Origin of the sequence: Micromonospora vulcania (assembly GCF_042658605.1) — a bacterium.
Taxonomy (GTDB): Bacteria; Actinomycetota; Actinomycetes; order Mycobacteriales; family Micromonosporaceae; genus Micromonospora; species Micromonospora vulcania.
In genome coordinates this window covers 171,725-190,663 of the sequence record NZ_JBHSQS010000009.1, presented here as the reverse complement: position 1 = coordinate 190,663, position 18,939 = coordinate 171,725, and the positions used below count along the sequence as shown (strand labels likewise).

The 18,939-nt window shown below is 72.9% G+C and carries 19 protein-coding genes and 1 pseudogene; 7 read left to right on the top strand and 13 right to left on the bottom strand.

The genetic code is table 11. From position 1 onward, the window contains the following. Positions 1 to 23: 23 nt before the first annotated feature. The 4 genes from ACFQGL_RS17420 to ACFQGL_RS17405 form a co-directional block, all read right to left on the bottom strand. Positions 24 to 1,598, bottom strand: a complete 1,575-nt coding sequence (locus tag ACFQGL_RS17420; protein ID WP_377512980.1) for an FMN-binding glutamate synthase family protein — start codon at positions 1,596 to 1,598, stop codon at positions 24 to 26. 61 nt (positions 1,599 to 1,659) lie between these two features. Next, entirely contained in the window at positions 1,660 to 2,073 is a 414-nt protein-coding gene (locus ACFQGL_RS17415; RefSeq protein ID WP_377512978.1) for a VOC family protein, read from the bottom strand. Positions 2,074 to 2,203: 130 nt separating this feature from the next. Further along, a complete protein-coding gene (locus tag ACFQGL_RS17410) occupies positions 2,204 to 3,334 on the bottom strand; it encodes a peptidoglycan recognition protein family protein (protein WP_377512976.1) in 1,131 nt (376 codons plus the stop codon). A gap of 202 nt (positions 3,335 to 3,536) precedes the next feature. After that, entirely contained in the window at positions 3,537 to 3,938 is a 402-nt protein-coding gene (locus tag ACFQGL_RS17405; RefSeq protein ID WP_377512974.1) for a YbaB/EbfC family nucleoid-associated protein, read from the bottom strand. 199 nt (positions 3,939 to 4,137) lie between these two features. Here ACFQGL_RS17405 and ACFQGL_RS17400 point away from each other — a divergent pair. Both ACFQGL_RS17400 and ACFQGL_RS17395 read left to right on the top strand, forming a co-directional pair. Beyond that, a pseudogene (locus tag ACFQGL_RS17400) lies at positions 4,138 to 4,798 on the top strand (membrane protein); the annotation flags it as partial. Positions 4,799 to 5,524: 726 nt separating this feature from the next. Further along, the gene (locus ACFQGL_RS17395) at positions 5,525 to 6,799 is read left to right on the top strand and encodes an MFS transporter (RefSeq protein ID WP_377512972.1); all 1,275 of its coding nucleotides are present in this window, start codon (positions 5,525 to 5,527) and stop codon (positions 6,797 to 6,799) included. Here the strand turns inward: ACFQGL_RS17395 and ACFQGL_RS17390 are convergent. The 6 genes from ACFQGL_RS17390 to ACFQGL_RS17365 form a co-directional block, all read right to left on the bottom strand. Further along, the gene (locus tag ACFQGL_RS17390; RefSeq protein ID WP_377512970.1) at positions 6,753 to 7,169 is read right to left on the bottom strand and encodes a YchJ family protein; all 417 of its coding nucleotides are present in this window, start codon (positions 7,167 to 7,169) and stop codon (positions 6,753 to 6,755) included. The genes ACFQGL_RS17395 and ACFQGL_RS17390 overlap by 47 nt on opposite strands. 44 nt (positions 7,170 to 7,213) lie before the next feature. Next, positions 7,214 to 7,981 (bottom strand): SGNH/GDSL hydrolase family protein, encoded by a 768-nt coding sequence (locus tag ACFQGL_RS17385; RefSeq protein ID WP_377513162.1) that lies wholly within the window; start codon positions 7,979 to 7,981, stop codon positions 7,214 to 7,216. 37 nt (positions 7,982 to 8,018) lie between these two features. Beyond that, the gene (locus ACFQGL_RS17380) at positions 8,019 to 9,125 is read right to left on the bottom strand and encodes a magnesium and cobalt transport protein CorA (protein WP_377512968.1); all 1,107 of its coding nucleotides are present in this window, start codon (positions 9,123 to 9,125) and stop codon (positions 8,019 to 8,021) included. 111 nt (positions 9,126 to 9,236) lie between these two features. Continuing rightward, complete coding sequence (locus ACFQGL_RS17375; protein WP_377512966.1) at positions 9,237 to 9,848, bottom strand: class F sortase; 612 nt, start codon at positions 9,846 to 9,848, stop codon at positions 9,237 to 9,239. 87 nt (positions 9,849 to 9,935) lie between these two features. Further along, positions 9,936 to 10,421: a hypothetical protein gene (locus ACFQGL_RS17370; protein WP_377512964.1), complete on the bottom strand. Its 486-nt coding sequence runs from the start codon at positions 10,419 to 10,421 to the stop codon at positions 9,936 to 9,938. Positions 10,422 to 10,754: 333 nt separating this feature from the next. Continuing rightward, the gene (locus ACFQGL_RS17365; RefSeq protein WP_377512962.1) at positions 10,755 to 11,573 is read right to left on the bottom strand and encodes an ArsR/SmtB family transcription factor; all 819 of its coding nucleotides are present in this window, start codon (positions 11,571 to 11,573) and stop codon (positions 10,755 to 10,757) included. A gap of 353 nt (positions 11,574 to 11,926) precedes the next feature. On the opposite strand from ACFQGL_RS17365, the gene ACFQGL_RS17360 reads away from it, so the two are divergent. From ACFQGL_RS17360 to rnhA, 3 genes are all read left to right on the top strand, one after another. Continuing rightward, positions 11,927 to 13,204, top strand: coding sequence for an MFS transporter (locus tag ACFQGL_RS17360; protein WP_377512960.1), 1,278 nt, complete (start codon positions 11,927 to 11,929; stop codon positions 13,202 to 13,204). Positions 13,205 to 13,236: 32 nt separating this feature from the next. After that, complete coding sequence (locus ACFQGL_RS17355) at positions 13,237 to 14,514, top strand: lycopene cyclase family protein (RefSeq protein WP_377512958.1); 1,278 nt, start codon at positions 13,237 to 13,239, stop codon at positions 14,512 to 14,514. Between the two features lie 107 nt (positions 14,515 to 14,621). Continuing rightward, on the top strand, positions 14,622 to 15,098 hold the full coding sequence (rnhA, locus tag ACFQGL_RS17350; protein ID WP_377512956.1) for a ribonuclease HI: 477 nt from the start codon (positions 14,622 to 14,624) through the stop codon (positions 15,096 to 15,098). Positions 15,099 to 15,141: 43 nt separating this feature from the next. Here the strand turns inward: rnhA and ACFQGL_RS17345 are convergent, their stop codons facing one another. From ACFQGL_RS17345 to ACFQGL_RS17335, 3 genes are all read right to left on the bottom strand, one after another. Then, the gene (locus tag ACFQGL_RS17345; protein WP_377512954.1) at positions 15,142 to 15,378 is read right to left on the bottom strand and encodes a preprotein translocase YidC; all 237 of its coding nucleotides are present in this window, start codon (positions 15,376 to 15,378) and stop codon (positions 15,142 to 15,144) included. A 70-nt stretch (positions 15,379 to 15,448) separates the two neighbouring features. Then, on the bottom strand, positions 15,449 to 16,345 hold the full coding sequence (locus ACFQGL_RS17340; RefSeq protein ID WP_377512952.1) for a pentapeptide repeat-containing protein: 897 nt from the start codon (positions 16,343 to 16,345) through the stop codon (positions 15,449 to 15,451). Positions 16,346 to 16,430: 85 nt separating this feature from the next. Further along, positions 16,431 to 17,528, bottom strand: a complete 1,098-nt coding sequence (locus ACFQGL_RS17335) for a DUF5919 domain-containing protein (protein WP_377512950.1) — start codon at positions 17,526 to 17,528, stop codon at positions 16,431 to 16,433. 73 nt (positions 17,529 to 17,601) lie between these two features. Between ACFQGL_RS17335 and ACFQGL_RS17330 the strand changes: the two genes are divergently transcribed. Both ACFQGL_RS17330 and ACFQGL_RS17325 read left to right on the top strand, forming a co-directional pair. Further along, on the top strand, positions 17,602 to 18,210 hold the full coding sequence (locus ACFQGL_RS17330; protein ID WP_377512948.1) for a hypothetical protein: 609 nt from the start codon (positions 17,602 to 17,604) through the stop codon (positions 18,208 to 18,210). Positions 18,211 to 18,266: 56 nt separating this feature from the next. Beyond that, on the top strand, positions 18,267 to 18,878 hold the full coding sequence (locus tag ACFQGL_RS17325; protein ID WP_377512946.1) for an MBL fold metallo-hydrolase: 612 nt from the start codon (positions 18,267 to 18,269) through the stop codon (positions 18,876 to 18,878). The last annotated feature ends 61 nt before the right edge of the window (positions 18,879 to 18,939 follow it).

The window sequence follows — 18,939 nt, the reverse complement described above, 5'->3', positions numbered from 1 at the left end:
CACGGGATATTCGCGCCGGTCGGTCAGCCGACGGCGGTGGCCGACGGCGGGGCGGTGCCACCCTGCGGCGCCTCCGGGGCCATCAGCCGGATGATCTCCGCCTGGTCGGCCGACGAGGGCAGCCCCCACTCCGGCCGGTAGCCGTACACCTCGTGCAGTGGCGTGGCGCCGGTGCGGCCCTCCAGGATCTCCACCGCGTCGGTGCCGATCAGGCCCGGGTGCTCCACGCCGCACGCCTCGGCGACCTTGACCAGGTCCCGGCGCAGCGTACGCAGGTAGTTGGCCGCCCGGACCGACTTCAGCGCCGGGTCCAGCCCGCGGGCCAGCCAGGCGTTCTGCGTCGCCACCCCGGTGGGGCAGGTGTCGGTGTGACACTTCTGCGCCTGGATGCAGCCGATCGACAGCATCGCCTCGCGGCCGACGTTGATCAGGTCGCAGCCGAGCGCGAAGGCCACGATGGCGTTGTCCGGCAGGCCGAGCTTGCCCGCGCCGACGAAGACCACCTGTTCGTGCAGGTCGTGCTCCGCGAAGACCTTGTAGACCCGGGAGAAGCCTTGTTGGAACGGGAACGACACCGAGTCGGTGAAGATCAGCGGCGCGGCGCCGGTGCCGCCCTCGCCACCGTCGATCGTCACGAAGTCCACGCCCCGGCCGGTGTCGCGCATCAGGGTGGCCAGCTCCTGCCAGAAGCTCAGGTCGCCGACCGCCGACTTGATGCCGACCGGCAGGCCGGTCTCGGCGGCCAGCATCTCCACCCAGTCGAGCAGGCTGTCGCAGTCGGAGAACTCGGCGTGCCGGGACGGGCTGACGCAGTCCACCCCGGCCGGGATGCCGCGCGTGGCGGCGATTTCGGCGGACACCTTCGGCCCGGGTAGCAGGCCCCCGAGGCTGGGCTTCGCGCCCTGGCTCAGCTTGATCTCCAGTGCCTTGACGGGTGCCTCGGCGACCAGGTCCCGCAGTTGGCCCAGGCTGAACCGGCCGTGCTCGTCCCGACAGCCGAAGTACGCCGTACCGAGCTGGAAGACCAGGTCACCGCCGTTGCGGTGGTACGGCGACAGCCCGCCCTCGCCGGTGTTCTGCAGGCATCCGGCGAGCGCGGCGCCCCGGTTGAGCGCCTCCACGGCGTTGCCGGAGAGCGAGCCGAAACTCATCCCGGAGATGTTGACCACCGACTCGGGCCGGAACGCGCGTGCTCGGCCCCGGGCCGCGCCGAGCACCTTGGCGCTGGGCAGCCGTACGTCGTGGCCGGCGGTCGGCGTCGACGGCGGAACGGCCCGGCCGAAGGTGCGGTGCTTGATGACCGGGTAGCCGGGGGTGTACTCGATGTCGTTGTCCGTGCCGAAGCCGAAATAGTTGTTCTGCTGCTTCGCCGAGGCGTACACCCAGCGGCGCTGGTCCCGGGTGAACGGCCGCTCCTCGTTGTTGCCGGCCACGATGTACTGCCGAAGCTCCGGCCCGATCGCCTCCAGCAGGTACCGGGCGCGGCCGACTACCGGGAAGTTGCGCAGCAACGCGTGGTCGCGCTGGAACAGGTCCCGTGCGGCGAGCGCCGCGACGGCGGCTGCGGCGGCGGGTACGGCTCGACGGGCCCATCTCATGACCGCCACTCTTTCCGCCCGCGCCGTCCGCCAAACCGACCCGTCGGCGACGCCGCGCTGCTCAACCCTCGGGCTGGGCGATGTTGACCAACCAGGCGATGCCGTACGCGTCGACGCACTGGCCGAACTCCGCGCCCCACATCTGCTTCTCCAGCGGGATGGTCACCGACCCGCTCGCCGAGAGCTGCTCCCAGTAGCCGGCCAACTCGTCGTGGTTGTCGCCGCTGAGGCTGATCGTGATGTTGGTGCCGGGCACGTGCTGCATCCCGGGCGCGAGGTCCGAGGCCATCAGGGTGAAGCCGCTGGGCGTTTCGAGCTGCCCGTGCATGATCTGGTCCGACAGGTCCGGATCCGGATTGCCGAACTCGCCGAAGGTGTTCATCGTCAGCTCGCCGCCGAACACGCGGTGGTAGAACTCCAGCGCCTCGCGGGCCGTGCCGGGAAAGTTGAGGTACGGGTTGAGTCGCGATTGCACAGCACCCTCCTTGGTCCTGGTCGGCGTCATCGTCGCAGACCAATGGGGGGTGACCAACGGGACACGCCCGCGTCGGTGCCGGTGGTGGCGCGGGTGCGCGCCCACGCCACCACCGGCGTACCGGCTCGGATCAGTGGTGCCGGAACGACTGGCGGACCGTTCCGCCGACGATCGTGCACCACGTGCTCGTGCTGAGCTTGCCGTTGCGGGGCAGCCCGTGCAGCGCCTGCAGTTCCTGCACCGCCTTGCGGGTGGCGTGGTCGTACGCTCCGGTGACGGTGACCGCGTACCCCTTGGTGGCCAGGATCTCCTGCACCGCGGTGACCGGCAGGCCGCTCGCGTGCTGGTCCAGCTCGGGCACCAGGGTCTCCCAGGTCGGCACCGTGAGGGTGGCGTCCACGTCGACCGGAATGCCGTTGCGGGCCTGCCAGTCCTGCACGGCGGTGACGGTCGCGGCGTCGAACGTGCCGCTGACCGTGACCGGGTAGCCGCGGTACGCGAGCAGGTACTGCACCACGCGCACCGACGGCGAGTTGACGAAGCGCCACAGGTCCGGCCAGCGCCGAGCCGGCACGTCGGCCAGGTCGGTGCCGAGGGCGGCGAACACCCGCCGGCGCAGCGTCGGGAACTCCCGGTAGAAGGCCGCGCCCGGGCACTCGGTGGTACGGAAGTCCCAGTGGCCGAAGATGTCGTGGGCGTGCAGCCCGTACTGCCGGCAGATGGCGACGCAGAGCTTGACCAGCGAGTCGGTCAGCTCGTGCGGCGGCGTCTCGGTGACGTAGGTGCCCTCGTTCTCGATGCCGATGGCCCGGCCGTTCTCACCCGGGCAGTGCGCCGAGATCATCTGCCGGTCGCCGGCTTCGAGGCGCTCCAGGCTTCCCCGGCGGCCCTCCAGCACGTAGCCGCCCCGGCTCACCGTGAAGTGCTGCCCGGTGTCCGACCAACCGTTGCCGTCGATGTGCAGGTCCTGGCAGTCGTGGGCCAGCTTGACGGCCTGCTCCCGGGAGTAGTCCGTGACGTTCGGGAACGCCATGTGGTGCACGATGATCTTGTTGGTGGCGATCGCGCTGACCGACAGCGGGTCCTTCGGCGGCCGGGCGCCCCACTCGTCGCAGCTGATGATCCAGTCCAGGTCGGTGCCGGGGGCGGCCTGCGCCGCACCGGGGAAGGCGAGTTCGCTCCCGACGACGGCGACCGTGGCGGCACCGAGACCGGCCCGTAGCAGCGTCCGGCGGTCCACTTCGGAATGGTCGACGTGCATGGCATCTCCTCCTGCGGCCGGCGGCGAGGGGTGAAAAGTAGCTCCAGTGGCCGCACGTGCTCCGGAGGATATTGCCAAGACTCGCCCCCGCGCTAGATCTGGCCCACCTCTTGATCACTTGATGCTCAGTAGTCAAAAACCGCCTCCCACAACTACTCAGCATCAAGTGATCGAGGGGCGTGGGCGCCCAGCGGCTCGGCTGTCAGCTGGCGTCGTCATCGAGTCGCTCGGTCCGGCCGAGCCGACCGGCGTACGAGTCGATCAGCGCTCGCGCCGTCGGGTCGTCAGCGCCCAGCGTGGCGACGGCCGCCGCGCTGACCCGCTGGACCAGGTCGGCGTACGCGGCGCGGACGGTGGCCAGCACGTCCTCAGCGGTACGCCCCGCAGACCGGGCCCGGACCCGTTCGTCCAGCCGCAGATCGATCAGGCGGCCCCCGGCGTCCACGGTCACCTCGACGCTGCCGTCGGCGGTGCGGGCCGTTCCGGTGAGCCCGGCCAGCTCCCGGGTCAGCGCGGTGGTACGCGCCGAGCGGGCCGCGATCGTCGCCTCCCACTCGTCGACCCGTCGCCGTGTCGCGTCGAGCGCGTCGTCATCGGCCCACACGTCGGCCCCCTCCCGCCGCCGACCGCAGCCCACCCCGAGCCGCCGTCACGCTACCAACCGCCATCGATCCGTGCCGCCCCGTGACGGGGAGCAGTGCGCTGGCGACGACCGGTTGGCGACTCGGTGGCGCCGAACGGCCGGCGTTTCCTTGGCTGGCAACGGGGGTAGGTTCGGGGGCCGACCGAGCTGGCTGCCCCGCCTGGAGGAAACCCTGATGAGTGACAAGGTCAGCGATGCGGTGGGCGACGCCCTCCGCTCGGTGATGCTCTTTGTGCCCAAGGCGGTCGCCTTCGTGGCGATCCTGGTGGCCGGATGGCTGATCGCCAAAGCCGTGTTGAAAATCGTGGAGAAGGTGCTGGAGCGGGTGGGCTTCGACCGCGCCGTCGAGCGCGGCGGTGTCCGCCGCGCGCTGAGCCGCTCCCGGTACGACGCCAGCGACATCGTCGCGAAGCTCGTCTACTACGCGGTGCTGCTGCTCACTCTCCAGCTCGCCTTCGGTATCTGGGGGCCGAACCCGATCTCCGACCTGATCGCCGCCGTCGTCGCGTGGTTGCCCCGCGCCTTCGTCGCGATCGTCATCGTGGTGGTCGCGGCGGCCATCGCCAACGCGGTCAAGGACATCATCAGCGGAGCGCTCGGCGGGCTGTCGTACGGCCGGGTGCTGGCCACCACCGCCTCGGTGTTCATCCTCGGCCTCGGCATCATCGCCGCGCTGAACCAGATCGGCGTGGCCACCGCGGTCACCACGCCCGTGCTGATTGCCGTGCTGGCCACCATCGGCGGCATCCTCGTCGTCGGCGTCGGCGGTGGGCTGATCCGTCCGATGCAGAGCCGCTGGGAGTCGTGGCTGACCCGCGCGGAGCAGGAGTCGCAGCAGATCGCCACGCACGCCCGCGCGTACCAGGCCAGTCGCCGCGAGGCGGCCGAGGCCGCGGCGGCAGCGGCCCGTCAGCCGAGGGCGAACGCCGACCCGGAGGCCACCCAGGTGGTGACCCGCCCGGCCGACCCGGACGCCACCCAGGTGGTCGGTCTGCCCACGATGGTGCCGCCGTCCGTCGACCCCACCCCGTCGCCGGCCCGGCCCACGGTCGACGACACGACCCAGGTGGTCACCCGGCCGTCCGACCCGGACGCGACGCAGGTGGTGGGTCGCGGCGTCGACAGTGACGCGACCCAGGTGGTGGGTCGCGGCGTCGACAGTGACGCCACGCAGGTGGTGGGTCGCGGCGGCGACGGCGACACGACCCAGGTGGTACGCGGCGGCACCGACCGCGTGGCGCCCGAGCAGCGCTCCGGCGACGACAGCGAGACCACCACGGTCATCCCGCCGGTCGACCCGAACCGGCACTGACGCCCGGCGGGACAGTGGGGCGGGTATCCCTTGCGGATTCCCGCCCCGCTCCGTGTCTGACGGTTCGTCGGCGACCGGGCCGCACTGGCCCGCAAATGGATGCCGTCGATACGGCCGTCGTACTACCATCGCCGACATGACCTGGCGACATTGATCCAGCCCCGCAGGCCGATCCCGTGGGCCGCCACGGGCACCGCACGTCCGGTGTCCGTCTCCGCTCCCACGGGAAGGCCTCATGACCCTCATCGCCGCGCGCGTGCCCGACCCGGCGGTCCGCCGGCTGACGGCGACCCTCTACGGGTACGCGTTCCTCAGTGACCTCGTTCTGCTCTACCCGGTGTACGCGCTGCTCTTCGCCGACACCGGCCTGTCGGTAGGGCAGATCTCCTCGCTCTTCGTGCTGTGGTCGGCCGCCGCCATCCTGCTCGAGGTGCCCTCCGGCGCCTGGGCCGACGCGGTGTCGCGCCGCCTGCTGCTGCGCCTCGCTCCGCTGGTGACCGCCGCGGGGTTCGCGCTCTGGGTGCTGTTCCCGTCGTACCCCTCGTTCGCGATCGGTTTCCTGCTCTGGGGTGCCGGCGGAGCGTTGGTCTCCGGCGCGCTGGAGGCGCTGGTCTTCACCGAGTTGGACCGGCTCGGCGCGGCCGACCGGTACGCCCGGATTCTCGGCCGGGCCCGGACGGCGGGTGTGCTGGGCGTGCTCGTGTCCGGCGGGCTCGCCGGCCCGGCGCTCGCCGCCGGCGGCTACCCGGCGGTGGGCGCGGCCAGTGTCCTCGCCTGTGTGCTCGCCGCCGGTGTCGCCGCCCGGTTTCCGGAACACCGCCCGCCGACGGCGGTCGCAGCCCGGACCAGTGCCGCGCCCGAGGCGGACGACGCCGACGAGTTGGGCTGGTGGGACATGCTGCGGGCCGGGGTGACACAGGCCCGCACCCATCCTCCGGTACGGGCCGCCGTGCTGCTCGTCGCGGTGGTGACCGCCGACTGGGGCGCCCTGGACGAGTACACCCCGCTGCTGGCTCGGGACACCGGCATCGGCGCGCAGGCCGTGCCGCTGCTGCTCCTGCTGCTCTGGGCCGGGGTGACCGTCGGCGGGCTGCTCGCCCCGGCGGGGGAGCGGTTGACCGGCCGGGGCTACGCCGGCCTGCTGGCGGTGGTGGCCGTCGCGCTGGCCGGGGGTGCCCTCGTCGCGCATCCCGCCGGATTCCTGCTGCTCGGGGTGGCGTTCGGTGCCGCGCAACTGGCCACCGTGCTGGCCGACGCCCGACTCCAGGCCAGCATCACCGGGAGCAGTCGCGCCACCGTCACCTCGCTGGCCGGGATGGCCACCGACGTGCTGGTCATCGTGACGTACGTCGGTTACGGCCTGGTCTCCACGGTGGCGGGCAACGCGGTGGCGTTCGCGGTGGTGGCCGGGCCGTACCTCATCGTGGCACTGGCGCTGCTGGCCCGCCATCGACGCCCCGTGGTCAGTGCTCGCCGTCGAGGTAGACCCACCGGCCATCCTCACGGGTGAACCGGCTGCACTCGGTCAGCGTGCCCGGTCGACCCGCGTCGCGGTAGTGGGCGTGGAACGTCACGGTGCCGGCGTTGTCGAGCAGGCCACCCCGCTCGGTGTCGACGATCTCCAGCCGGGTCCACCGCTGCCCGGGGTCCAGGTCCAGCTGAGCCGGCCGGGTCGAGGAGTGCCAGCTGCGCAGCAGGTGGTCGGCGTCGCCGAGGGCGAAGGCGCTGAACCGCGAGCGCATCAACGCCTCGGCGGTGGGCGCCTGTGCGGTGCCCGCGTGCACGGGAGCGCAACAGTCGGCGTACGCCTGGCCGGAGCCGCAGGGGCAGGCCCGTGCCGTCGTCGCGTCCGTCCGCCGTCGTCCCGTCGCCCTGCCCACCTGGCCATCCTGCCGTACCCCGGCCGGGCCTGGGCGGCGAGGTGTCAGTCCAGCGGTACCGGCAGCGGTACCGGCCGCTTCGCGACCCGGTCGTCGCCGGACGACTGGCCACGCAGGTGCCGGGCGACCCAGGGCAGCAGGTGCCGGCGGGTCCAGGCCAGTTCGGCGCCGAGCACCTCGCCGCGGCGCCGCCGTGGTGCCGGGGGCAACGGGCGGGTCCAGGAGTCGTCGGTGCCGGGCAGACCCGCGGTGTACGCCAACGCGGCGGCGATCCGCTCGTGCCCGGCGCTGTTGGCGTGCAGCCGGTCGTCGCTCCACAGCCGGGGATCGGAGGCGACCGAATGCGCGCCGAGATCGAGCAGGGTGGCTCCGGTCTGCGTGGTGACCGCCCGCAGCGCCGCGTTGAGCGCCAGCATCCGGCCCCGCAGCGGCCGGGCCAACGGCATCACCGGCGTCGGGTCCGGCATGGTGAAGGTCAGTACGGTGGCGCCCTGCCCGACCAGTGCCCGCTGCATCTCGCCGAGGTCCTGCGCGACCCGGTCCGCGTCGAAGGACGGGCGCAGCACGTCGTTCATGCCGGCGACAACGGTGGCCAGGTCGGGGGCCAGATCGAGGGCGGGCTGGAGCTGTTCGGCCCGGATCCCGGCGGTGGTCCGGCCACGGATGGCGAGGTTCGCGTACTCCAGGCCGCCCTGGGCGCGAGCCACCGCCAGGGCGAACCGGTCGGCCCACCCCCGGTAGCCGCCGGCGCCATCCGGATCGTCGAGCCCCTCGGTGGTGCTGTCGCCGATCGCCACGTACCGCTGCCACATCACCGGACGAGGTTAGCCGCCCCGCGTGAGCCGACGGTCAGAGCCAGCCGGAACGGCGGAAGAGCCGGTACAGGGCGAGGGCGGCCAGCGCCATCAGGGCGAGTACGGCGGCGTAGCCGTAGCGCCAGGACAGCCCCGGCATGTTCGCGAAGTTCATGCCGTAGACGCCCGCGATGCCGGTCTGGGTGGCCGCGATGGCCGCCCAGGCGGCGATCTTGCGCATGTCGTTGTTCTGTTCCACCGCGAGCTGGGCCAGCCGGGACTGGACGATCGAGGTGAGCAGGTCGTCGTACGCGGCCACCCGGTCCACCGCCCGGGTCAGCCGGCCCTCCACGTCGACGAACCAGCGGTGCAGCGCGCGTGGCGGCCCGTCGGCGCCGGGGTTGAGCAGGGTGCTTATGGGCGCCTGCAGGGGCAGCACCGCCCGCTTGAACTCCACCACCTCGCGTTTGAGCTGGTAGATGTGCTGGATGTCGGCCGAGCGGTCGCGGGCGAACACCGACTCCTCGACCCGTTCCAGGTCCTGCTCCACGTGCCCGGCCACCTCCAGGTAGGAGTCGACCATCCGGCTGCAGACCGCGTACGCCACCGCCCACGGGCCCGCTGCCAGCAGCGCCGGACGCCGTTCGATGTCGGCGCGTACGCTGCGCAGCGCCCCGGCCGCGCCGTGCCGCACGGTGATGGCGAACCGGTCGCCGAGCAGCACCATCACGTCGCCGGTGTCGATCACCTCGGAGGTGTCGGTCAGCTCGGCGTGCTCCACGTAGCCGGCCGTCCGCAGCACCAGCAGGGTGACCGGCCCGTGCCGCTGCACCGTGGGTCGGTGCCCGTCGGCCAGCGCCTGCTCGACGGTCAGCTCGTCGAGGCCGAAGGTGCGGCCCACCGCGGCGAGCACCGCCGGGCCGGGCTCGTGCAGCCCCAGCCAGACGAAGGCGTCGCGGCGGTGCCGGGCGCGGGCGTACGCGTCGGCGTAGTGCGGCCGGCCGGGCTCGCGTCGGCCGTTGACGTAGACGGCGCAGTCGACCACGGCATCGGGGTTGGACCGGCGTGGCGTGGGGGAGGTGTCCTCGTCCCGGCCGAGCAGTCGGCGGGCCAGGGCGCGTACGCCATGCCCGGCCCGTTCCCGTACCGGTCGCTGATCCACCGCGTGCCTCCCCCGCCGCCGGAGCACCGCCCCGACGGCGGTGACCGCAGGGGATGGTGCCACCGCATTCTGCCGAGCAGGGTCCAGCTCCGGAAAGCCGGGCGGTCCGACTCAGGCCGTGCGGGTGGCGAAGACGACCACGTTGTCCACGTAGTTGCCAGTCCCGGCGTCGAACCGTCCGCCGCAGGTGATCAAACGTAGCCCGGCGGCGTCCGCCGGGCCGTAGACCAGGGCGGTGGGGAAGTGCTCCTTGGGGTACGACCGCACACCGTCCACGGTGAACGTCGTGACCGTCGCGTCGGCGCGGGTGACCTGGATCTCCTGACCGGGCACCAGCCGACCGAGGTCGAAGAAGACCGCCGGGCCGGCCGGGGAGTCGACGTGTCCGACCAGGACCGCGTTGCCGGTCTCGCCGGGGCTCGCCCCGTAGCGGTACCAGCCGGCGATGGTGGGTCGGTCCAATGGGGGCACCTCCAGCACCCCGGCGGCGCCCGCGCCGACGGCGACGACCTCGGCGCGTACGTCGATGGCCGGGATCTGCACCCGGACCGGCGCGGCCCGGGGCAGCGGCGCCAGGTCCGGTGCGGGGTTGGTACGCGTCGGCGCCTCGGCGGGCGGCCGGGGCGGTCGTGCCGGGCCGGCGGTGAGGCCGGCGGCGATCAGCCCCAGCCCGGTGACGCCGAGCAGGGCGACCACGACCGGGCCGCTACGCCGCCACCACACGTGTCCACCTCCGTACGGGATCGTCGGGGTGCCCGCGCCGGTGTCACCGGTGCGGGCACCCGTCTCAGGGATGGTGCGGGTCGCCGATCAGGCGACAGCGGAGGCCGGGCGGCGCCGGCGGAACAGGATCACCGCGCCGGCGGCGGCGGTGCCGAGCAGCGTGCCACCGGCGGCGAGGGCGCCGTTGTCGCGGCTCTCCCCACCGGAGCCGGCGGGGGCACCGCCGATCGGGGTGACGGCGAACGTGGCGCTGCCGGCCGAACTGCCATCGCCGCAGGTGGTTGCCACCGTGTACGTGCCCAGGGTGAACCCTGCGGTGAAGAGTTCGGCGCTCAGCCCGCCGCCGGCGGCGGCCGTGGTGGACCGGACGTTCTGGTCGCGGTTCGGGCCGGTGACGCGGAACAGGGCGTCGCCCGACTTCGGGTTACAGGTCGTCGCGGTGAGCACGACGGTCCCGCCGACCGGTGTGCTGGCCGGCGAAACGGTGGTGTCGGCCAGTGCGGCGCCCGGCAGCGCGAGTGTGCCGAGGCCCACGCCGAGCGCCGCCGAACAGAGTGCTGTTGAGACCTTCATACGCGTCTTCCCTCACTTTTCGTCCGCTGACTGCGTGGGACGTCGTTCGGGTGGCCAACTCCGTGACTAGCACCGGTGTGCCCAACACTAGGTGCGTTGGGACCTCGATCAGGTGAAAATGAGAAATCCTCGTTGCCGTCACGTGTCCACCCGAAGACGGGGGAGAGCTGCGAAAACGCACCGACGGCCCAACCGGCGCCGCTGATCCGATCGATGTCCGTACGGCCCGGCTGTCACGGGTGGGTCGATGGCGAGGTATCGCCCGACGCCGACGGGAATGCACCCCCCGCTGCCGTCGCCGTGCGACCGTTTGATCGGCCCGGCCCGGCTCGCCTACACCGGTGCGGGCATCGGCTCGCCGGTCTCGATCAGCGTCTTGAGGCTGGCCAGCAGCACGGGCCAGCCTCCGCTGCCGTCGAGCTGACCACTGATCGCTCGGTGCATCTCGCTGTCGGGCGCGAAGTCGTCGTGGACGACGGTCAGCCGGACCGCGGTCGGGCCGTGCGGCTCGATCTCGAAGGTCACCTTCGACCGGCGCTCGTCCAGCCGGGCGGCGAGGTCTTCGGCAGACCAGCCGAAGTGCTCGGCGTGCTCCGGCTGGAAGGCGTGCCAACTGTAGGAGAGGCGGCGGTACGGCTCGGCGACCAGCACCCGCTGGCCGAGGTCGCGCGGCTCGGCGCCCGGCGCGTCCTGCCACAGCACGGGCGAGCCGATCTGCCAGTCCGACACCAACGCGACCCCGCCCCAGTAGCGGCGGGTGAAGGCGGGTTCGATGAGCGCGGCCCAGAGCCGCTCCGGGGTCGTGGCGATGTACGTCGTGTAGACGAACGTGGGACTCTCCATGGGCTGGTTCTCCAATGCTGTGCTCAGGTCGGCGAGCGCCGCTGCCCGCTGACGGTCGTAGCGGCTGAGCCACCGGTCGGCGATGGCCGTGATCGGGGCGGCGTTGAGATAGTGCAGCTTCTCCCGGCCGCGCCGTGCGGTCACGACGAGATCGGCCGCTTCCAGCACCGACAGGTGCTTGCTGATTGACTGGCGGGTCGTCTCCAGCCCGTCGCAGAGCTCGCGCAGTGTCTGTCCGTTGCGCTGGTTGAGCCGGTCGAGCAGCCGGCGACGGCTGGGATCGGCCAACGCTCGGAAAACCTCGTCCACCGCGACTCCCAACATGCAACCATTTGGCTGCCTGTCAGGATAGGCAACCGAATGGCTGCATGTCAAACGTAGCCACGCCGCGCCGCACACGCCCGCACGTCCGCACGTCCGCACGTCCGCACGTCCGCACGCGCTCGAACCAGGATGTAGTGGCCTCGACGCTGCTGGGATGCCACTCGATCCAGGATGTTGTGCCCGCCGCGCACCAAAACGCCGGCACCGTTGTGCCCGCCGCGCACGAAAACGCCGGCACCGTTGTGCCCGCCGCGCACGAAAACGTCGGCACCGCCGCACCCCGAGGCGGCGGAAAAGCGGGGGTGCCCGCACCTCGGGCGCTGGTAGGTTCGCTCGCCGTGACGCGACAAGGGGAATCGGGGCTCGGGACGCGGTTTGCCCAACTGTGGGCGGCGAGCACGCTGTCGGCCCTTGGTAGCGGTCTGGCCACCGTCGCGGCGCCGCTCTTCGTGGCGTCGCGTACCGACGATCCGCTCGTGGTGGCTGCGGCGTCCGCCGTGGCCTGGCTGCCCTGGTTGCTCTTCGCCCTGCCCGGCGGGGTGCTGGCCGACCGGCTGGACCGGCGTCGGCTGATGATCGTCATCGACCTGGTGCGGGTGGTCGCGCTGGCCGTGCTGGCCACCGCGATCATGACCGGCCGGGCCGGGGTGGCGCTGCTGTACGCGGTGCTGTTCGTGGTCAACACCGGCGAGGTCGTGTTCCGCGCGGCCAGCCAGGCCATGCTGCCGACCGTGGTGCCCCGGCACCGCCTGGAACGGGCCAACGGCTGGCTCGGCGGCGGTACGACCCTCATGCAGGGCATGCTCGCCGGCCCACTGGGCGGCTTCCTGTTCGTGCTCGCGGCCGGCAGCCCGTTCCTGGTCAACGCCGTCACGTACGCCCTCAGCGCGGTGTTGGTGGCGCTGGTCGGAGGCAATTTCCGGGCCGAGACCACCGACGTGGACCCGAGCCGGACCCGCTCGATACGCCGGGAGATCGCCGAAGGGCTCCGCTGGCTGGCCCACCAGCGGCTGCTGCGCACGATGTCCGTGCTGATCGGCCTGCTCAACGTGACCCTGACCGCCGCGCTCGCGGTGCTGGTGCTGCTCGCCGGGGAACGGCTGGGGCTCGGCTCGGTGGGCTACGGGCTGCTGTTCACCTGCATGGCCACCGGTGGCGTGCTCGGTGCCCTGCTCGGCGACCGGTTGATCGCAAGGGTCGGCGCCACCTGGACGGTCCGCATCGGCCTGCTGATCGAGGCGGGGCTGCATTTGGCGCTCGCCGCGTCGCGCAGCACGATCGTGATCGGGTTCGCGCTCTTCGCCTTCGGCGTGCACGGCGCGCTGTGGAACATCGTGGCGAACTCGCTGCGCCAACGGCTCACGCCGCCGACGTTGCAGGGTCGGGTGGCCAGCGCCAACCTGTTCGTGGCGGCCGGCGGCAACTGCGTGGGCGCGCTGCTCGGCGGGGTGCTCGCCGCCCGGTTCGGCATCACCGCGCCGTACTGGGTCGGACTGGCCGTGGCGATCGGCGTCTCCGTCGCCACCTGGCGGGTCTTCGACCGCGCGACGGTGGCCAGCGCCTACGCCGACCCCGCGTCCGCCGTGCCCGCGCGTCAGCCCGCCCCGGTCAACTGACCGCGGGTGGCGGCGCGCGACCGGGCCGGGCGGTGTGGCAGCGTGGTGCGGTGACCGCCACCGCGCCGCTCGATGTCGACCTCGCGCTGCTCGGCGGCGGCGGCGCCGCGTCGCTGGTGCTCGCCGCGCTGGACCGGCACGGCGTCCGGGACCTGCGGATCGCCGTCGTCGACCCGGTGCGCCGGCGCGGCCAGGACCGTACCTGGGCGTTCTGGGGTCACCCGGGCAGCGACCTGGACCCACTGCTCAGCGCGAGCTGGCAGCGGGTCGAGGTGGCCACGCCGGCGCGGCGGCGGGTGCTGGATCTGACCCCGCTGCGGTACGCCATGCTCCGCTCCGGCCCGGTCTACGACCGGGCTGCCGAGGCGGAGCGTCGGCTCGGTGCCGTCCGTATCGCCGCGCCCGCCGAGATGGTGACCGACGACGGCACCCGGGTGGTGGTGCGCACCGGCGGCGGGCCCACCGTACGGGCCGGTTGGGTGCTCGACTCCCGTCCCCGCCCACCGGCGCGACCCGGGCGGACCACCTGGTTGCAGCACTTTCGTGGCTGGTGGTTGGAATCCGACCGCCCGGCGTTCGACCCGGCCCGCGCGGTCCTGATGGACTTCCGCACACCGCAGCCGCCCCGGGGCGTCTCGTTCGGGTACGTGCTGCCGGTGAGTGACCGGTACGCCCTGGTCGAGTACACCGAGTTCTCGCCCGGCCTGCTCACCGACGCCGGCTACGACGAGGCGCTGGCCGGCTACCGAGACCTGCTCGGGCTGGACCCGGCCGGGCTACGGGTGCGCGAGGTGGAGAACGGGGTGATCCCGATGACCGACGCGCCGTTCCCGGCCCGACCCACGCCCCGGGTGGTCCGCCTCGGTACGGCCGGCGGCGCGACCCGTCCGTCCACCGGCTTCACCTTCTCGGCGATGTACCGCCAGGCCGACCAGGTGGCCCGCGCGATCGCCGCCGGTCGGCCGCCGGTGCCCGCCGCGGCGTACCCCCGTCGGCACCGCTGGATGGACGCGGTCGCGCTGCGTGCCCTGGACCGCGGTGGGGTCGGTGGCCCGGAGTTCTTCGACCGGCTCTTCGACCGCAACCCCGCCGAGCGGGTGCTGCGCTTCCTGGACGGCACCACCAGCCCGGCCGAGGAGGTCGCGGTGATGAACTCCACCCGACTGCTGCCGATGATCGCCGCCACCGTCGGCGACGCGGCGCAGCGGGTCCGTGACCGGCTGCGTCCGACCCGTCCGGTGCCGGCCATCCCGCCCGCGGTGCTCGGGTCGGCCGGTACCGCACCGGACGCCGCGGCCCTGCCCGACTGAGCGAGCCGGGCAGCCGGGCCGGGGCAGCCTCAGCCGGGCCGGCCAGCCCCGGCGTGGCGGGCCCCCGAGCGCGGGGCGCGGCGGCGCCGCCCGGTAGGTTGCCGGGCATGGTGGACGCGGCGGCCGGCAAGGGCGTACAGATCTGGACCGACGGGGCGTGCAGCGGCAACCCCGGGCCGGGCGGCTGGGGCGCGCTGCTGCGCTACGGCGACCACGAGCGGGAGTTGTGCGGCGGCGAGTCCACCCCGACCACGAACAACCGGATGGAGCTGATGGCGGCCATCCAGGCGCTGGAGAGCCTGACCCGGCCGGTCGCCGTGGAGCTGCACACCGACAGCACGTACGTGCGCAACGGCATCACCAGTTGGCTGGCGTCGTGGAAGCGCAACGGCTGGCTGACCGCCGCGAAGCAGCCGGTGAAGAACGCCGACCTGTGGCAGCGGCTGGAGACGGCCTGCGAGCGGCACCAGGTCACCTGGCTGTGGGTCAAGGGCCACAACGGTCACCCGGAGAACGAGCGGGCCGACGGCCTGGCGAACAAGGGCATGACCGAGGCGCGGGCCGCGGCGCTGACCAGCCGCTGATCCTGACCTGAGCCCGCTTCAGCGGGTCGCGTCCGGCGTCGGCTCAGCGGGTCGCGTCCGGATGCCCGGGCATGCTCGATCCGCCGCCGCTGCTGCCGGAGGAGCCGCCGGCGACGCCCGAATTGTTGTCCTCGGTCACGATGTCCGGTCGTACGTCGGTGTCCTCCGGGGCCGGGACCTTGGTGTCCGTCTCGACCTGCACCAACGGGACCTGGCCGGCCTCGTCCTCGGCGTGCGCCGGGTCCGCCGGCAGCTCACCGTCCCGCTTTCGGTAGCCCACGCCGTGCCCCCCGTCGATGCCGTTCCGCGTCGGCGCTGGCTACCCGTCGTCGTCGCGGACGAAACCTCGCTCAGCGACGCCGGCCGCGGCGGGCCGACGCGGTGGCCCTCGACGGCTGGCGGACCGGGGTGAGTGGCAGCGCCGTCCAGTGCGCCGGCCGGGTGAGCGTTTGCGGCAGCCCGGTACGCGAGTCGCCCCGAGCCGCGTCCACCTGGGCCTGGTGCAGGAAGAGGGTGCTCCGCAGCTCTGCCCCGCGCAGGTCGGCACCACGCAGGTCAGCGCCCGTCACGTCGGCCAGACCCAGGTCGACGCCGCGCAGGTCGGCGCCGACCAGTAGCGCCCCGCGCAGGTTGGCCCGGCGCAGGTCCACCCCACGTAGGTCCGCGCCGAGCAGCTGGGCGCCCCGGTGGTCGGGGCCGGCGGTGCCACCTCGGGAGCGGGCCTGGTCGCCGGCTCGGGACAGCAGCGGGTTGACCCGGGCACGCTGTGCCGCCACGTCCACCTCACGTAGTCGCGCCGGATCGCCCTCGGTGAGCGCCGCCGTCTCGGCCTGGGCACGGACCAGCTCGACGTGCAGGTCGGCCGGCGGGTGCAGCGCCAACGCCGCGGTGAGGTACCAGAGCAGCTCGTGCAGCGGGCGCAGCACGGTGAACGCCTCCGCCATCGCGGGCAGCGTCTCCGGCGCGTCCCGCCAGTCCCGCCCGCCGAAGGTCACCTGCGCGACCTGCTGGCCGGCGCCGAAGCAGTCGAACACCGTGCACCCCGGGAACCCGCGCTCCCGTAGCTGGGTGTGGATGCCGCAGCGGTGGTCCGTGCCCAGGTTGGGGCAGGCCCGGCCGGCCGGCTTGTCGATCGCGAAGTCCGCCGACGCGGCGAAGGCGGGCACCACGCAGCACAACCCGAAGCAGCGCCCGCAGTCGGCACGCAGCTGCGTTGGCCCGGGCGGTGCGGCGGGGTCGGGCGACACGCGGACGGTCCTCCTGCCGATCGGCACGGCGACGTGCCGTGACCACCATTGTCCCGCGCGACGACCCGCCCGGACCCCTCGGGGGTCACCGTCCGTGTGCGTCGCCGGCCGCCGCGGAACGAGGTTCGGGGGTACGCGGGCCGTTCGGCTGCGGCACCAGTCGGCGCAGCGCACGCTCCCCGTCGCCCCGCCCGTACTTCTGGTCGAAGTGTCGGATGACGCTGGCCGCCGGCGTCCGGTCCCCGTCGGCCGGTTCGGCGAGCGCGAACACCGCCGCTGCCGCGCCGGCCGCCCGGGGTGGCAGACCGGCCCGCACGCTCAGCGGCCGGGCCAGCCGGAACGCCCGGCAGTCGATGTAGTGCTGCCCGTCCACCGTCACGTACGGCACCTGCACCTCGACCACGTCGGACTCGTCGTGCAGCAACGTGACCATGACGGACCAGTACCGGTCCAGGTTCACGGTGGTCTGGCCGTGTTCCCACAGCTCCTCGAACCGGGCGTGCACGAACCCACCCCAGGGGCTGTCCATGTCCACCTCCAGCTGAGGCACGTTGAACGACAGCTTCCCGATCGGGAAGAACGAGATCAGCGCCCGGCCGTCCCACTGGTAGAGCTGGATCGACGGGGAGGCGTCGTAGAGCTGGACCTGGAAGCGGTGCCGTAGGCGCGGGTCGAGGGCGTCCTGGAAGGCGGTCAGGTGGCGCAGGTTGGTGCGGATCTGCCGGGGCACGTCGACCCGTTGCCGTTCCAGTTCCTCGGAGCGCTGCTGCGCGGCGGCGCAGTCCGGGTCGAGCAGGAGCAGCTGCACCTGGGCGCCGTTGGCCAACGCCGACCGTATCGCCGCGAGGGTCTCCTCGCGGTACCGCTGCTCCAGCAGGATCGTCCAGGTGTCCAGGATCCGCACCCGGCGGGCCGCGCGGTGCAGCCGCGCCACGAACGCCTGCTGGTCGAAGCTCAGGTGCTCCTGCACCCGCGCCTTGCGGGCCTCCTCGAACAGCGGGTCGAAGATGACGTACGAGATGGCCGCGAGCACCACGCTGGCACCGAGATTGAGCAGCAGGTCACTGAGGAAGCCGGTGCTGAGCCAGGCGGCCAGCAGCATCACGACGGCGAACCCGAGCAGCGTTCCACCGACGAGGAAGGCACGTCGCTGCCGCCCGCCCCGACCAGCCCACTCGGGCATCCGGTCTCCCTCCGTCGTGGTCGCTCGTAAGGTGACCATATCGGGGTCGCGCGACTGCGGAGGGCCAGGCGGAATGGACGACGGCGAACGCGAGAAGGCGCTGCTCGCCGCTCTGACCACCGAGCACTACGCGTTGCAGTCCTCCCGCGCCGGCACCATCGAGGAGGCCACCGGCCGGGCCACCATCTTCCTGTCCGTCCTGTCGGCCGCCCTGATCGGGCTCGGGTTCGTGGCCAGCAACGACAAGCTGGTCCGGCCCTACGTGGCCGCGGCCCTGCCCACCTTGGTGATCATCGGAGTGTTGACCTTCCTCCGTCTGGTGGAGACCACCGTGGAGAACTCGCTGGCCCTGCTACGAATCCAGCGCATCCGCGCCTACTACCACCACCAGCTCGCCAGCGAGCACGAGTTCTTCGCCGACTCCGTGGTGACCGAGGACAGCATGGAAACCGCCTGGACCCTGGTCGGCACCCGGCCGGGTCGGTGGGAATATCTGCTCACCACGGCCGCGCTGGTGGGCGCGGTCAACGCGCTGCTGCTCGGACTCGGCGTCGCCCTGGTGACCGGGGCGGCCGGGGCCGGGCACTGGCTCGCGGTCCCGGTCGGGGTGGTGGCCGCACTGGTGGCGTTCGGCGTGCAGTTCGTCTACATCGTCCGGATGTCGGCGTCGCGCATGAGCTGACCGCGGTCAGACCGAGCCGGACGGCGGGAGCGCGGTCGCGGGCGTACCGTCGCCGGGTGCGGATCACCCGGTTCACCCACTCCTGTGTCCGCGTCGAGCACGACGGTGGGGTGTTGGTCGTCGACCCGGGCACCTGGAGTGAACCGCGCGCCCTGGTCGGCGCGGACGCCGTCCTGGTCACCCACGAGCACACCGACCACGTGGACGTGCTGCGGCTGGCCGGCCTGGGCGTTCCGGTGTACGTGCCCGACGGCGCCCGGCTGCCCGATCTCGCCCCGCTGCCGGTCACCCGGGTCCAGGTCGGGCAGCACTTCACCGCGGCCGGCATCCCGGTCACCGCCCACGGTGGCCGGCACGCGGTCATCCACGAGGGCCAGCCCGACTGCCCCAACCTCGGCTACCTGATCGGCGACGGGCTCTACCACCCCGGCGACTCGTTGCACGTGCCGGACGAGCCGGTGCACACCCTGCTCGTCCCGGCGCAGGGGTCCTGGCTGCGCCTCGACGAGGCGATCCGGTTCGCTCGGGCGGTCCGTGCCGAGCGGGCGTACACGATCCACGACGCGCAGCTCAACGAGCGCGGCATGGCGAGTGTCGCCGGCTGGTTCGGCGAGACGATCCCCGGCTACCGCCACCTGCCGCCCGGCGACACCGCCCGAGCGCCGTGATCACTTGATGAGGAGCAGGTCGGAGACGGTCCTGGCGACTACTCATCATCAGGTGATCATG